The organism is Pseudomonas sp. Kh14 (assembly GCF_900291005.1).
GTDB classification, from domain to species: Bacteria; Pseudomonadota; Gammaproteobacteria; order Pseudomonadales; family Pseudomonadaceae; genus Aquipseudomonas; species Aquipseudomonas alloputida.
Genome location: NZ_OLKJ01000017.1, coordinates 1 through 15,689 on the forward strand (window position 1 = coordinate 1; position 15,689 = coordinate 15,689).

Here is a 15,689-nt window from a genome sequence, read left to right on the forward strand (position 1 = left end):
CCTGCTGGCCAATTTCCACCCGCCGTTCACCGTTGCCGGCGCTACCGTATTCGCGGGTAAACCCGCTCCTACACAGACTGGTGGTGGGCACGCCTCGGTGGTTGGACATAGGCCGCCGTGTAGGAGCGGGTTTACCCGCGAAAGGGCCGGGCCTGCTGGCCAATTTCCACCCGCCGTTCACCGTTGCCGGCGCTACCGTATTCGCGGGTAAACCCGCTCCTACAAAGTNCCTGCTGGCCAATTTCCACCCGCCGTTCACCGTTGCCGGCGCTACCGTATTCGCGGGTAAACCCGCTCCTACACAGATTGGTGGTGGACACACATTGGTGATTGGGCGCAGACCGTCGTAGGAGCGGGTTTACCCGCGAAAGGGCCGCCCCTGCTGGCCAATTCCCATCAGCCATTCACCGTCGCAGCCGCCACCGTATTCGCGGGTAAACCCGTTCCTACGCCGTGAACCATCCCTCACCCCAGGGTTTTCCCACCCCCACAACCCGCGTATCATCTGCGCACACAAATCTGAACATTCCCACGCCAGTTCCAGACCATGAGTCTTGCGCACCCTGCGTGCATGGCAGTTTCAGGTACCCAGACAATCATCAGTGACATATAACGAATGGCCAGTTTCGTGGCCAGGCCAGGCATGCCGGCTGTCCGACGGATGGGACGGTGCCCGATGAGATTTGAAGGAATAGGTTTTGATCAAGCGTAGAAAGGTTGCAATCGTTGGTTGTGCGTACCGTTTTCCTGGCTCTTCCAATGCAGGCTTCTGGCAAAACCTGATGGAGGGCCGCGACCTGGTGACCCAGGTTGACCCGTCGCGTTGGAACAAACGCGAGTTCCTGCACCCGGACAAGGCCAGCCCTGCATCCAGCTACACCTTCGCCTCAGGCACCCTGGGTGATATCAGCGCTTTCGACGCTGGCTTCTTCAGCATCTCGCCGCGGGAAGCCGCGATGATGGACCCGCAGCAACGCATGCTGCTGGAAATGTGCTGGGAAACCTTTGAAAACGCCGGGGTCAAGCCGTCCAGCCTGCGTGGCAGCAACTGCGGCGTGTACCTGGGCATCGCCGGTGTCGAGCAGTCCTACCGCCTGCTCGAGGACCTGTCGGCCATCGATGGCGCCACGGCGACCGGCAACACCATGAGCATCGCGGCCAACCGCCTGTCGTTCTTCTACGACCTGCGTGGCCCGAGCATGGCCATCGACACCGCCTGCTCGTCGTCGCTGGTGGCTTTCCACCAGGCGTGCCAGGCCATCCTCAGCGGTGATGTCGACCAAGCCGTGACGGGCGGTATCAGCCTGCACATGCACCCGTTCGGCTTCATGATCTTCGCCAAGGCGACCATGCTGTCGCGCACCGGGCGCTGCCAGTCGTTCGACGAAAACGGCGACGGTTACGCCCGCTCCGAAGGCGGCGGGTTGTTCCTGCTCAAGGACTACGACCAGGCAGTGGCCGATGGAAATACCATTTTGGCGGTGGTAGCGGCCAGTGCGGTGAACACCGACGGGCGCAAGTCCAGCCTGACCCTGCCCAATGCCGAGGCCCAGGCGGCGTTGCTCAAGCGCGCCTACTCCCAGGCCGGTATCTCCCCCGAGCAGTTGGACTACCTGGAGGCCCACGGCACCGGTACCGCGGTGGGAGACCCGATCGAAACCCGCGCCATCGGCGAGGCACTGGGCCAGGCGCGCGGCGCCGGCAACCCGCTGCCAATCGGCTCGGTGAAAAGCAACCTCGGGCACCTTGAAGCCGCCTCTGGCGTGGCTGGCCTGATGAAGGCACTGAACTGCCTGGCCGAGCGCACCGTGCCCGCTACCATTGGCGTGCAGGCGCTCAACCCGAACATCGCGTTCGCCGACCTCAACCTGCAGGTGGTCACCGAGCCCCTGCCGCTGAAGGCAGATGGCCAGTTGACCGTGGGGGTGAACTCGTTCGGCTTTGGCGGCGCCAACGCCCATGTCATCCTGCAAAGCCCCGAGCCACAGGCGCCGGCAGCGCAAGCGGCCAGCGCCCGGCGCGTGCCGTTACTGCTCAGTGCCAAGAGCGAACAAGGCCTGCGCGCAACCGCTGAACGCTTTGCCGCCTACCTGGCCGGGCAGCCTCAGGCCGACTATTACGATGTGGCCTACCAGGCGATGTTCCGCCGCGATGCGCACAGCCACCGCCTGCTGCTGGTTTGCGACAACGCGGCCGAAGCCGCCCAGGCGCTGGACGACTATGCCCAGGACCCGACCCTCAGCGAACTGAGTGCAGTGCTGGAGGCCGGCCAGGCTCTGGACGGCGCCTCGGCACCGGTATTTGTCTACTCCGGCAACGGCTCGCAATGGCAGGGCATGGGCCGGGCGATGCTCGACCAGCCGCTGTTCGCCGCCGCCGTGGATAAAGTGGACGCGTTGTTCCAGCCCTTGGCGGGCTACTCGCTGCGCGCCGAGCTGCTGGGTGACAACGGCGAAGGCCGTTATGCACGTACCGAAATCGCCCAGCCTGCGCTGTTTGCCCTGCAAGTGGCGGTTACCAAAGTGCTGGCTGCCGAAGGCATCCACCCGGTGGCGGTGATAGGCCACAGTGTGGGTGAAGTGGCGGCGGCCTGGGCCAGCGGCGCGTTGAGCCTGGAGGACGCCACCCAGGTCATCTACCACCGCAGCCGCCTGCAGGGCCTGACCCGTGGTACCGGGAAGATGACGGCGGTCGGTCTCTCGGGTGAGGCCACGGCGCAACTGATTGCCGAACTGAAACTGGATGGCCGCCTGGTGGTGGCGGGCGAGAACAGTGCCCGCGGCGCCACTGTCGCCGGTGAGGTTGACGCCCTGGCACTGCTGGAAGCGGCCCTGGAAGAGCGCCAGGTATTCGCCCGCCGCCTGGACCTGGACTACGCCTTCCACTCACCGGCCATGGACCCGATCAAGCAAGCGGTTATCGACGACCTCGCGCATATCCGCCCGCAGGCTACGAAGATCCCGTTCTATTCCACTGTCGTCGGTGGCCAGTTGAACGGCGAACGGCTGGACAGCCAGTACTGGTGGCAGAACATTCGCTTCCCGGTGCTGTTCCAGGGCGCGCTGGCTGCCTTGGTGCGCAATGGCCTGAACCTGTTCGTCGAAGTGGGCCCACATGCGATCCTGCGCAGCTACGTCAACGATGTGCTGGCCGAGTGCGAACAACCGGGGCAAGTGATTGGCACCCTCAAGCGCAACGACCACAGCCCGCTGCTGCTGGAACGTACCGTAGCCCGCCTGCAGATTGCCGCCGTCGAGCCACAGTGGCAGGCACGCTTCCCGGTGACCGGGCGCCCGCTGCGCCTGCCTAACTATGCCTGGCAGCACGACCACTTCAGCTTGCCGGTCACTGCCGAGGCCTATGGCCCGCTGAGCCACGAGCGCGTGCACCCGTTGCTGGGTTACCCGGTAACAGACCAGGCGCTGACCTGGGAAAACCGCCTGGATACCCAGCAGTACCCGACCCTGGCCGACCACAAGGTGGGTGAGTCGGTACTGTTCCCGGGTGCAGGCTTTACCGAGCTGGCCCTGGCGGTGGCGCAACTGCACCAGCCGGGCGAGTTCGTCGATATCGAAGAGCTGGAAATCCACAACCCTCTGCTGCTGAGCAGCGAGGTCATCAAGAAAGTGCGCGTGCAGGTCGAAGAGGCCGACGGCACGTTGCGCATCAGCTCGCGCACGGTGATGCAACGCGAAGACTGGGTACAGCACGTGGTCGCACGCTTGCCGGGCGAAGCGCGCGGTGTGCTGCTGGACACCCGGGCACCGGCGTTGCCAGCCCGCCCGGCAGACTTCACCGGCGAGCAGCACCTGGCAATGACCTGCGCGGTTGGCCTGAACTACGGCCCCGCTTACCAGACTGTGGCCGCAGCCTGGGTGGAGGGGGAGCGCGTGTTGGCTGAGTTGGTCGTGCCTGCTGCCATCGAGCACGAACTGGCAAGCCTGCACCTGCACCCGGCGTTGCTGGATGGTGCCTTCCAGCTGATTACCGAGCTGCTGGCCAGCCGCCAGGGGCATGACGATGGCCTGGCGTTCATCCCCGTCAAGCTTGGGCGCATTGCCTTTACCAATGCTGGCGGTGTTCCGGTGTTGGCCGAGGTGCGTCAGCGCAAACGCACCGCGCATTCGCTGCTGGTCGACTTCACCCTGTTCGATGCCAGCGGCGCTGCCGTGCTGGCGATCAAGGATGCGCGCATGCGTGCCGTGCGCCTGCAGTACGACCGCAGTGGCGATATCAAGCGTATGGGCCATGTAGGGCAGGCCGCGCCAGGCGCGGTTGTGCCTGTGCAGCGTAACGCCGTGGCCTGCTCGCCGTTGGTCGAGGCCTTGCAGTGCCTGGCCGACGAACCGGCACAGGTGCGTTACCTGAATGAAGTGGAGCCACTGCTGGATGTGCTGTGCAACAGCTTTGTCCTCGATGCGGTGGAACAGGCCGGCGGCCGCATCAGTGCCGAGCAGGTCGCGCTATGGTCGCAGGGCCAGGGCGACTTCCTGGCGATGCTGTTGCGCCATGCCGAGCACGACGGCAGCCTGCAGCGTAGCGCGGACGGCAGCTGGCAACTGGTCGACCAGGGCGAGCGCCCGACCTCGCAGGCTATCTGGCAAGAGCTGTTCAAGAGCTACCCCGAGTACTTCCAGATTATCCATTCCGTTGGCCGCATCGGCCGACATCTGTCGGCGTTGCTGGATGGCAGCCAGGCCTTCGACACCCTGCAACCGCGCGAAACCAGCGGTGCCAGCCTGGCGCGCCTGGTGCTGGGTGCGGCAGGGCAGCAGCACCTGCTCAGCGGCATTGGCCAGACCTTGGCCGCGCGCCTGGCGCAACTGCCGCCCGGCCAGCGCCTGCGTGTGCTGGAATTCGGCTTCGGTGGTGCTTCGTTTGCCGAACTGTTGTACGCCGGCCTGGATTTCGATCGCCTCGATTATGCCTACTGTGTCGCCGAGCCTGAGCTTGAGCAGCGTCTGCGTGACGATTGCCCGGCGCTGGAGGTGCTTGGCCTGGAGCAACTGGCCGACGCCGGTACGTTCGACTGGGTGCTGGTGCCTACCGACTTTGGCCCCCTTGGTACGGTGGGTGACGCCCTGCGCCTGGCCAGTGGCCGGCTCAACCCGCACGGCCAGTTGGCGCTGCTTGGGCAGTACCCGGCGCGCTGGGCCGATTTCGTCTTCGGTGCCCAGCCAGATTGGTGGCTGGCCGGCCCGCAGCAGGCGTTGTCGCGCCAGCAAGGCCCGGCGTTCTGGAGCCATGAGCTGCAGCGGCATGGCCTGACCGCGTTGCGCCCGCTGGAGGCGTTGCCGGGTAACGCCTGTGGTAGCTACCTGTTGCTGGCGGACAAGCCCGCCGGTGCCGACACTGTCGCACCCGTGGCAGTGCAGCGCTGGGCCGTACTCGCCGAAGCAGGGCAGGGCGCTGCCCTGCGCCTGGCAGAGCAACTGCGCGCCCAGGGCCAGCAGGTTGACCTGTTGCAGCCGGGTGACGCCCAGGCGCTGGCGGCTCAGCTTGGCGCCTTTGCCCAGCCCCCTGAGCATGTGCTGCACCTGGCCGGTTTCGATAGCGGCACAGGCCTCGATGGCCAGGCCGAGCGCTGCATGCAAGCGGCCGCGCTGGTGCAGGCCTGTGAGTCGCTGACGATCGCCCCGCAGTGCTGGTTGTTCAGCCGTGGCGCTGCCGAGCACCTGCACAGCGTCGACACCGCCGCCGACGTTGCGGCCATCGGCGACGCCGCCTTGTGGGGCTTTGGCCGTACCCTGGCCAACGAATCCCCGAACTGTCGTATTCGCCTGCTCGATCTGGCGCACGCGGCAGCGGTCGAGCTGGCGGTACCTGCGTTGCTGCACGCCGATAGCGAAACCGAGCTGGCCCTGGACGCCGAAGGCCGTCGCTACGTGCCGCGCCTGCGGGTGCTGGCCGACCAGCCGCGCCCCGCAGTGGGCGATGCACAGTGGGTATGCCTGGGCTTCGACCTGCCGGGCCAGCTGCGCAACCTGCGCTGGGAAGTGCGTGAGCCGCGTCAACCGGCGGCGGATGAGCTGGACATTCAGGTGCGCGCGACGGGCCTTAACTTCCGTGACGTGATGTTCGCCCTCGGCCTGCTGTCGGATGAAGCCATCGAAAACGGCTTCTCCGGCCCTACCCTGGGCTTCGAATTTGCCGGTGTGGTGCAGGGCAAAGGCGCCGAGGCAGTGGGCGACTTCGCCCCGGGTGAACGTGTGGTGGGCTTTGGCCCCTGCAGCTTCGCCAACCGCCTGGTCACCAACGCCAACGCCGTTGCACGCATCCCCGAAGGGATGTCGTTCGAAGCGGCGGCCACCATTCCGAGTACCTTCTTCACCGTGTACTACGCGCTGCATCACCTGGCGCGCCTGGAGCCGGGCGAGAAGGTGCTGATCCACGGTGCTGCCGGTGGCGTGGGCATTGCTGCCATCCAGATCGCCAAATGGCTGGGCGCAGAAATTCACGCCACCGCAGGCAGCGACGAGAAGCGCGACTTCCTGCGCCTGCTGGGCGTCAGCCACATCTACGACTCCCGTTCGCTGGCTTATGCCGACCAGGTGCTGGCGGCCACCGGTGGGCGTGGCGTGGACGTGGTGCTCAATTCGCTGGCCGGTGAGGCCATCAACCGCAACCTGCAGGTGCTGAAGCCGTTTGGTCGCTTCCTGGAGCTGGGCAAGCGCGACTTCTACCAGAACACCCGTATCGGCTTGCGCCCGTTCCGCAACAACATCAGCTATTTCGGTATCGACGCTGACCAGCTGATGAGCGAGCGCCCCGCGCTCACCCGCCGCCTGTTCGCCGAAATGATGGAGCTGTTTGAACAGGGCATCCTGCATCCGTTGCCGTTCCGCGAGTTCGACGCCAACCAGGTGGTCGAGGCTTACCGTTACATGCAGCAGGCACGGCAGATTGGCAAAGTCGTGGTGACCTACGCTAACCCTATCCAGCAAACCGTCGACACCCGCGTGCAGCCGGTGCGGGCACTGCAGCTTGCCGCCGATGCCAGCTACCTGGTCACCGGCGGCCTGGGTGGCTTTGGCTTGCGTACTGCGCAGTGGCTGATCGACAAAGGTGCCCGTCACCTGGTGTTGCTGGGCCGTCGTGGCCCGGCCAGTGAAGAGGCCCAACCGCAGCTGGCGTTGTGGCACGCCCAAGGTATCGATGTGCAGGCCGTGGCGTGCGACATCACCGACCGTGAGCAACTGCGCGGGGTGTTCGATCGCATCGGCGCCAGCCCATGGCCACTGCGTGGCCTGGTGCATGCCGCGACGGTGATTGACGACAGCCTGATCCGCAACCTAGACGGCGACCAGTTGCGTCGCGTGCTGGAACCCAAGGCCAAGGGCGCGCAGTACCTGCACGAGCTGACCCAGGGCCTGGCGCTGGACTTCTTCGTGATGTTCTCCTCGGCCACTACCTTGTTCGGCAACCCCGGCCAGGCCAACTACGTGGCGGCCAACCACTGGCTCGAAGCCCTTGCGCGGCACCGACGTGCTCAGGGCCAGGCAGCCACTGCCGTGCTGTGGGGCGCCATCGACGATGTCGGCTTCCTGGCGCGCAACAGCCAGATCAAGGACGCCCTGCAGAGCCGCATGGGGGGCTCTGCGCTGCGGGCCGAGGCCGCCTTGGCACAGCTCGAGGCCATGCTGTTGCAGGGTGATAACGGCCATGGCGTGCTGGAACTGGACTTCAAGGCCCTGGCGCGCTTCCTGCCGAGCGCCAGTACACCGCGCTTCAGCGAACTGGCCCGTGCCTATGGCGGCGACCATGAGGATGAAGGTGGCGGTGAAGACATCCAGCGCATGCTGGAGGAGCTTGACGATGGCGAACTGCTCGAACGCTTCGTAGACATGCTCAAGCACGAGGTGTGCGAGATTTTGCGCCTGCCGCCAGCACGCCTGGATGCCCAGCGCCCGCTGCAGGAAATGGGGCTCGATTCGTTGATGAGCGTCGAGTTGGTGGTGGCGCTGGAGGAGCGTTTCGGTATTCGCCTGCCGGTGATGGAACTGAGCGACAGCTCCAGCATCGACAAGCTTGCCGTACGCTTGCTGGAGCTGCTGCGCGGTGAAGCGAGCAGCGGCGAAGAGCAACTGGCGCAGAATGTGCTTGCCCGCCATGGCAGCGAGCACAGTGCCGAAGAGTTGGCGCAGTTGAACGCAGCCTTGGCCGACAGCAACGCGGCACCCAACCGATTGATTGATTAAGAGTGCCAGATGACAGCCAGAACCCCGACCGGCCTTGGTGGCGATGCCAAGCAACGCCTGATCCAGCAAGCCCTCGCCCGGCGCCGCCATGTGGCTGCCGAGGGCGAGCAGGGCGCCACCCTGGAGCAGGTACAGCAGGCTGCCCTGAAGGTGCCCGAAGCGCACTATCGCTTTGATCTGCACCCGGGGTACCAGCAACTGCGGGTAATCCAGCAAAGCGCCATGCAGCTGGGCGTGAGCAACCCGTTCTTCCGTATGCACCAGGGCACCGCCGGTGCCCAGACGCAGATTGGCGAGCGCGAGTTTCTCAACTTTGCCAGTTACAACTACCTGGGCTACTCCGGCCACCCGAGCGTGGCCGAAGCGGCCAAGGCGGCGATCGACCGCTACGGCACCTCGGTGTCGGCCAGCCGCCCGGTTTCTGGCGACCGCCCGCTGCACCGCGAGCTCGAGCGCGAACTGGCCCGCCTGTACGAGGTAGACGATGCGGTGGTGATGGTCAGCGGCCATGCCACCAACGTCACCACCATCGGCTACCTGTTCGGGCCACGCGACCTGGTGGTGCATGACGAGCTGATTCACAACAGCGTGTTGCAGGGTATCCAGCTGTCCGGTGCCCGCCGTCTGAGTTTTGCCCACAACGACTGGCAGGCGCTGGACCGCCTGCTGGGCGAACAACGCCAGCACTTCGAGCGGGTGCTGGTGGTGGTGGAAGGCATCTACAGCATGGACGGCGACTACCCCGAGCTACCCCGGTTCGTCGAGCTCAAGCATAAGCACAAGGTTTTCCTCATGGTGGATGAAGCCCATTCGCTGGGGGTGATGGGTGCGACGGGCAAAGGTATTCGCGAGCACTATGGGTTGGCTGGCGATGACGTCGACATCTGGATGGGGACGTTGAGCAAGACCCTGGCCAGTTGCGGCGGGTACATTGCGGGCCGCACGGCACTGATCGAGCACCTGAAGTTTCTGGCGCCGGGCTTCTTGTACAGTGTTGGCATGCCGCCGGCGGTCACGGCCTCTGCGTTGGCAGCGTTGAAGCTGCTGGCTGCAGACAGCGAGCGGGTAGCGCAAGTGCAGGCGCGAGGTGAACTGTTCCTGCGCCTGGCGCGTGAAGCAGGGTTGGACACGGCGACCAGTACCGGGTTGGCGGTGATCCCGGTGATTACCGGCAGTTCGTTCAAGGCCGGCCGCTTGTCCAGCGCCCTGTTCGAGCGTGGTATCAATGCCCAGCCGATCCTGTACCCGGCGGTGCCGGAGCATTCGGCGCGGGTGCGGTTTTTTGTGTCTTGCGAGCATACGGAAGAGCAGATCAGGCATACCGTGGCGGTGGTGGCGGAGGAGATGGCGCGGCTGGGGTGAGGGCCACGGCTACAGCCAGATGGCATCCCAGTGTGGGTAGTTGCCGACATTGGGTGCCAGGCCGGCCCTGACCGGGTTGGCAATGATGTAGCGAGCGGCGTTGAGCAGGTCATCATCCTTGTGCATGGCGCGATCGCAGTAGCCCGCCTGCCAGATGGGGTTGGTTGTTACGCCGGCCTTGTGCAAGGCATGGCTGGACCTTGATTTGAAGCGGCGCATCAACGTGGCCAGCGTCACCTGTTTCAGTTCTATCAGCCAATGCACATGGTCGGGCATGACCACCCAGGCCAGCGTGGCGCAGCTGTTTTCCCGGTCTGCCTGGCGCAAGTGATTGACCACCAGCCTGGCCAGGTTGAAGTTGTGAAACAGCGGGCGACGCTGGTAGGTGACGGTTGTCAGCATGTATAGCCTGCCGGGGTGTGAAACCCGGTGGCGGCGCAGATGGTGGGCGTGGGCGTAGTGCATGTGGTCATCCTTGAGGCTTCGATAGTTCGAGCCAGCGTAGACGCCGTCATGATGCCAGCAGCGATTCAACCATTGCAGAATGTGCCCACTGACCAGGGGGGGACGGTGATTGGCCAAGGATATTGGCCAGCAGGCCCGGCCCTTTCGCGGGTAAACCCGCTCCTACACGACGGCCTGCGCCCAACCACCGATCTGTGCCCACTCCCGATCAGCGTAGGAGCGGGTTTACCCGCGAATACGGTGGCGGCGGCAACGGTGAATGGCCACGGATATTGGCCAGCAGGACCGGCCTCTTCGCGGGTAAACCCGCTCCTACACGACGGTCTGCGTTCAACCACCGGGCCGGTCCGGGTCGGGCGTGGGTCAGATATGCGGTGCCTCATACGCATTCAACTGCTCCACAAACCGCCAATGGCTCTTCTTGCCAAACCCCATCAATCGCTTCAACCGGATATCCCAACGCATGTGGTGGTTGGCAATCCATGGCAATGCAAACAGGTGCGCCCCGCGCCATGGGATGAACGGGTTACGCCGCAGGCTGGCATAAATCTCGACGCGGTGGCTGGCCTGATGGCTCGCACAGCGGGCATGGAATCCAGACGTGTCGGCCACCACCAGGGTGTTGGCTGGCACCGCAAAGCGACGGGGCGGCGGCAGACCGAGGGCCGCCAGCTCGGGCTCGTCAATACGGAATGAACCCTCACGGTGCATCTGCTCGCCGGAGCGCGCCGCCCCCAGGCTTTGACGATACTCCCAGGCCAAACGCTCCGGCGTCAGGCGGTGCGAGCCCGGCACATAACTGAACGGCCCTTGGTCATCCGCCACATCGTCCAGGAACAACCACGCCTTCGCCGTGGGGTGGAAGGTGTCGGCATGCAGGCGGGTCTGCGGGTCCTGATCGGCATTGGCGGCGTCGATCACGATCGACTGCAACTGGTAGGTAATGCCACCGGTATTGGACGACGCATAGGCAATCAGGTCGCGCACCCCACGGTCCGCCACAAACGCCGCGCTGGCCGGGTTTTGCGCCAGCACGTCCTGGTCAAGGCTGACCCGGCGGGTAACCGCGCGGCCCTGACGCATTTCCCAGCCAGTGCTGCGCAATGCACCCAGCTCGGCGCGCAAGGCCGCAAACTGCTCGGCAGGCAGGGCGTTTTCACGAATGAAAAAACCGTTCTGCTCAAAATGCGCGCGCTCACCGGCATCCAGCCGCGAGGCCAGCGCATTGCGACGGTAACCTGCCATGGCCATCGCCAGCTGACGACGCTGCACATGCAGGCCCAGGGCATTGAGCCGGGCGCTGCCCAGCACCGGGTTGTTCTCGAACGACTTGGCATGGGTTGCCAACTGCAGGCAATGCCAGGGGAGTGCCGCGTAACGGCCGATGTCCTTGATCGAAACAGGCATGATCTAGTCCTTTGATGGGGCCAATGGCCGGCCACAGCCGAGCATGGTCCGGGTATAGTTGAGCAACGGCGCCACTCGCCGATAGGCCACCGGCGCCGGGTGGGGCGCGCTGAGGCAGGCGAGGGCGTGCCAGGCATCGCAGGGCAGGTCTTGCTGGACGTCGGCATAGCGCGCATAGCGCAACAAGGCGCCGGCTACCAACTGGTCCAGGGTTAAACGCCGGGTGCGGCGGGGCAAGGGCTGATGGTCCTCGGTCAGGCCCCAGCCGGCATAGAACGGCGTGCCATAGGTGACCACCGGCAGCCCGCGCAGCAAGGCCTCGAAACCGGCGGTGGAACTGAGCGTATGCAGTGCATCGACCTGGCCATACAGGCTGGCGATGTCCACCCCCGCCAGTACCTGATCGGCCAGCCCCACCAGCTGTGCCGGGGCGATGTGCCCGCGGCGCTTGCCGGCCTCCACGTCGGGGTGCGGTTTGTACAGAATCCAGGCATCCGGCAACCGCGCGCGCACCTGTTGCAGCAGCCGCAGGTTGCACCCGGTACCGCCACCGCTGCACAGTGCCGAGGCATCATCCTCGACCTGGCCCACCACCAGTATCCGCAGCTGGCCCGGTTGCCCCAGCAAGGCCGGGCGCACATTGCTGCGCAGGTTGAACTTGCTGGTGCCGCTGGCAACGATCTGCGCCCGCAAGCGCGCCGCTTCGGCCAGGCATGGGGCGTCGAATTCGCCATGCTGCAACAGCTGCTCCAGGTCGCTGTCAGACTGCGCATCGTAATGAATGCCACCCCGGTCCAGCACCAGTGACAGCGCCGGGCTGTTGGTAGCCCCCAGCCCCGTGGAGCGCAAGAAACCATCCTCGACCCGCCACACTGGCACCCCCGCCTGGCGCGCACGTTCGGCCAGGCCGGCCGGCTCGCGTGCAGCCCATACCAGCAGCCGGCCCTGTTCGGCCGCTACCAGGCTTACCAGTTGCGGGCTGTCCACGCTGAAGCGCAGCTGCCCCCAACGGCTTGCGAAAAAGCGCCGGATGTTGTGCTGCTTGTGCCGCTTCACGCCCAGCACCGTGGTGGGGCCGGCAAACGCAGCATCGCGGGCTTTCTTGCTGGCTAGCTGGCGAGCAACGGTCAAGGCATCGGTCAATTGGCCGCTCAATGGGTCGACATAGCGGCAGTAGCGCACATAGGCCGCCGCCACCAGTTGCACAAGGTCTGGCCGTGCCTGCCGGCGAGCAATGGCCATGCGGTCATCGGTCAGCCCCCAGCCCGCATAGAACGGCAGCCCGAAGCAGGTGACCGGCACGCCCTGGATCAACGCCTCCAGCCCGGCCTGGCTGGTCCCCACGTACACCCGCCGGGCACGCCGGGCCAGTGACGCCCAGGCTACTGGCCGCGCCTCCAGCGTTACACCACGGGCCCGCGCGGCATCCAGCAGGCAACTGGGCTTTTGCCCGCCCAGGCAGTCCGGGTGAATGCGCACGCGCACGTCGGCATCCGGGTTTTCTGCCAGGGCCTCATCCAGCATTCGCACGTAGTCGGCTTCGCATAGCCCGCCGCCCGGGATCGAATAATCCCCGGCAGTCTGGTCCACCACCAGCACCAGCGGCCGCTCGCGGCCCAGCGGGTCGTCGTCGGGCAGGTCCTGGGCGTTGTTGTACTTGCCGATGCCGCTGCTGCGCATCAAGGCAATCAGTTCGCGGGCGCAATTCAGTTCATATGCGCTGAGCGCCTCGGGTTGCTGCAGGATGTTTTCCAGTAGCGAAGGGCGGTCTGCCAGGTAGTGGATGCCCACCGGGTCGACCACCATGGACATCGGCGTATCGCCCTCGATGCCCAACGAGGACGAGCGCAAAAAACCGTCCTCCAGCGCAATGTAGGGCAGCCCCCAGCGCTGGCACAGCACCCGGGCATGGGCCGACGACTGCTTGTAGCCGATACCGGCAATGGCCTTGAGCCCCTTGGGCGCCTTGCGGCCACGGCGCCACAGCCAGAAGGGCGGGCCTTCCGGGCCGAGGAACTGCGGCAGGTGCAGGACCTTCCAGGCCACCCATTGCGACATGATGCCGACCCAGCCGGTGCCGTCTACCAGGGCATCGGGTGGCGAGTAACCTTCGGGCGAGTGGGGTGCAAAGGGAGGCGTATTGTGCATTACACGGCCCGCCACATGTTGCGCACCGGCGGGAACGGCACCCAGCGCTTGCGGCGCAGGGCAAAGCCATTATGCAGGTACAGGTGCTGCGCCCGATGATTGCTCAGCGGCACCTCCAGCTCTACTCGGGTAAAGCCCTGGCCGGCGGCGTGCGCGCAGCACGCCTGCACCAGCGCCGAGCCCACGCCTTGCTGGCGTGCGGCCTTGCTGACCCGCAGCCCATACAGCAAGAACGGGTAGCGCCATTCGCGCAGCTCACTCAGGCAGAACCCGATAAACCGCACCCAGCCACTCAATACGCCGAATTCACCAACGAACGGCCGCCAGTGCAAGGCAAACGGCCCGCGCCGGTCATGCTTGAACGCGGCAAAGCCCAGTGCCTGCTCGCCGTCGAAGGCCAGCAGCACACGGTCCCAGTGGATAGCCGACCCCAGCAGGCGATAGCGGCAGGCCGTATTGCCAATCAGAAACGCCAGCGACCCCCGCCCCTCGGTCAGCAAACGGGCCAAGGCAGGGTCGGCGGCACGCTCCGGCGACAGGTCCGATCCCAAAACGATACGCACCACGTTGTCAGGCTACCCCGGCACTGGCCATGGGCGTGTCCTGGCGGGTTGCCGGCGCCAAGGCATGGCCCAGCAATGTGCTGGAAAGCTGCTGCACCGGCATTGGCCTGGCCCCGCAGCCAGGCTGGCGGCGGTTGGACCACACTAGGTAGTCGGTATCACCCGCGGGCGCACCAACAGCCTGGTACACCTCGGGCAGGATCGGCACATGGTCACCGAAGAAGCACAACAGCGCCTCGTTCGGCTGGGCCAGCAAGGTTTCGCGCAGCATGCCCAGCATGCGGTCGGCGTTGCCGATGTGCCGCACATACGGCGCCAGGTCTTTCATGCCCGGTTGCAGCGGGCGGTCGAACCAGGCGGGCAGCTCGTGCGCGGCTACGCTTTCCAGGTGCAACGGGCCATGGTTTTCCATGGTGACCGCATGGATGAACAGCGGCTGGGTGCGGCCTGGCGCCTGCAGCAGCGCGCGGATTTTATCTGCCACGGCGCAATCACCAATGAACGGCCCAGCCTTTTGCGAAGCGTTGAACGCCTTCACATCGATGAATTCATCAAAGCCCAATGCCGGCAACACCTTGTTGCGGCCATAGAAACCACCATCGTACGGGTGGATGCAAATGGTCCGGTACCCCTGCGCCTTGAGCCTGGAGGCGATACTGGGCAGGCCTTGGCGGGCCAGCACCCGGTACGGGTTGAAGCGGTGCACGCCCAGCCGGTCGGCAGGGATGCCGGTAAGGTAGGCGAACTCGGTCCGCACCGTATTGGCGCCCCAGGCTGCCACCTGCAGTTTGCCCCGGGCCAGCGCCTGGCTGGCCAGCAGGTCGTACTGGTCGAGCACTTGCGGGCGCACGCCAGGCCACAGCCCACGCACATCGAAAAACGACTCGCTCTGCACCGAGACCAAGTCCGGCAGCGCCCCGGCCTGGGCCACTGGCGGCTGCGAAGAGGCCGGCGCAGCCCCACCCGCAAACGGCGAGCCCAGCCCGTCCCGGTCCACCGGCGCCCGCGCCGCCCAGAAGTACCGCCACAAACTGGCCGCCAAGCCCCAGCCGCGCACATCCCGCTCGGCATCAAAGCTCGGCTTCACAGCCCGATGCCCCAGGCGCAGCAAGCCCAGGCCCAGCGCCAACGGCAGCAACGCCTCAAGCCGCGCGCCCGCCACCTCGAAGCTCAAGCCCGCCCACAGGTAAACCAGAAAGCCCACCGCCAGCAGCGCGGCCTTGCCAAAACCAAAGAACGGCAAGTACAACCGCGGGAACTTCACTGCATCGCTGAAATACTCGAAATCTGCACACACAAACGGCTCGCGCAGCGAGTGATACTTGGCGTTGCTGACCAGCACGATCAGCAGCCACAGCAACAACACATTCACGCCACTGAACAACGGCCGCGCCGTCAGTGCATACAACAGCCCGAAGGCCACACACCACAGCCCTGCGTGCAGCAGCCAGCAATCGGCCGGGCGACGCAGGGCAGGGCGGGGAACCAGCAGGCGCTCGACCGCGACGGTCAAGCCCAGGCCGATCAAAGCGACCGGCAACATGGA

At 65.5% G+C, this 15,689-nt stretch carries 7 protein-coding genes; 2 read left to right on the forward strand and 5 right to left on the reverse strand.

All coding sequences use genetic code 11. The features are described 5' to 3' along the window. Positions 1-698: 698 nt before the first annotated feature. Together FQ668_RS08200 and FQ668_RS08205 are read left to right on the forward strand one after the other, a co-directional pair. Positions 699-8,198 (forward strand): type I polyketide synthase, encoded by a 7,500-nt coding sequence (locus FQ668_RS08200; RefSeq protein WP_119713379.1) that lies wholly within the window; start codon positions 699-701, stop codon positions 8,196-8,198. 9 nt (positions 8,199-8,207) lie between these two features. Beyond that, positions 8,208-9,560 (forward strand): aminotransferase class I/II-fold pyridoxal phosphate-dependent enzyme, encoded by a 1,353-nt coding sequence (locus tag FQ668_RS08205; protein ID WP_014592007.1) that lies wholly within the window; start codon positions 8,208-8,210, stop codon positions 9,558-9,560. A gap of 9 nt (positions 9,561-9,569) precedes the next feature. Here the strand turns inward: FQ668_RS08205 and FQ668_RS08210 are convergent, their stop codons facing one another. From FQ668_RS08210 to FQ668_RS08230, 5 genes are all read right to left on the reverse strand, one after another. Next, entirely contained in the window at positions 9,570-10,025 is a 456-nt protein-coding gene (locus tag FQ668_RS08210) for a transposase (protein ID WP_119713380.1), read from the reverse strand. A gap of 363 nt (positions 10,026-10,388) precedes the next feature. Next, positions 10,389-11,432 carry a phytanoyl-CoA dioxygenase family protein gene (locus tag FQ668_RS08215; RefSeq protein ID WP_004577660.1) on the reverse strand — a complete coding sequence of 348 codons (1,044 nt, stop codon included), beginning with the start codon at positions 11,430-11,432 and terminating at the stop codon, positions 10,389-10,391. A 3-nt stretch (positions 11,433-11,435) separates the two neighbouring features. Then, positions 11,436-13,580 carry a capsular polysaccharide biosynthesis protein gene (locus tag FQ668_RS08220; RefSeq protein ID WP_119713381.1) on the reverse strand — a complete coding sequence of 715 codons (2,145 nt, stop codon included), beginning with the start codon at positions 13,578-13,580 and terminating at the stop codon, positions 11,436-11,438. Next, a complete protein-coding gene (locus tag FQ668_RS08225; RefSeq protein ID WP_119713382.1) occupies positions 13,580-14,146 on the reverse strand; it encodes an N-acetyltransferase in 567 nt (188 codons plus the stop codon). The genes FQ668_RS08220 and FQ668_RS08225 overlap by 1 nt, the downstream gene beginning before the upstream one ends. A gap of 4 nt (positions 14,147-14,150) precedes the next feature. Next, positions 14,151-15,686, reverse strand: a complete 1,536-nt coding sequence (locus FQ668_RS08230) for an LTA synthase family protein (protein WP_144179977.1) — start codon at positions 15,684-15,686, stop codon at positions 14,151-14,153. Positions 15,687-15,689: the final 3 nt, after the last annotated feature.

Bases quoted from the DNA above. Each gene is read 5' to 3' on its own strand.
- FQ668_RS08215 (WP_004577660.1), bottom strand. From the start codon at position 11,432: ATGCCTGTTTCGATCAAGGACATCGGCCGTTACGCGGCACTCCCCTGG.
- FQ668_RS08210 (WP_119713380.1), bottom strand. From the start codon at position 10,025: ATGCACTACGCCCACGCCCACCATCTGCGCCGCCACCGGGTTTCACAC.
- FQ668_RS08220 (WP_119713381.1), bottom strand. From the start codon at position 13,580: ATGCACAATACGCCTCCCTTTGCACCCCACTCGCCCGAAGGTTACTCG.
- FQ668_RS08230 (WP_144179977.1), bottom strand. From the start codon at position 15,686: ATGTTGCCGGTCGCTTTGATCGGCCTGGGCTTGACCGTCGCGGTCGAG.
- FQ668_RS08205 (WP_014592007.1), top strand. From the start codon at position 8,208: ATGACAGCCAGAACCCCGACCGGCCTTGGTGGCGATGCCAAGCAACGC.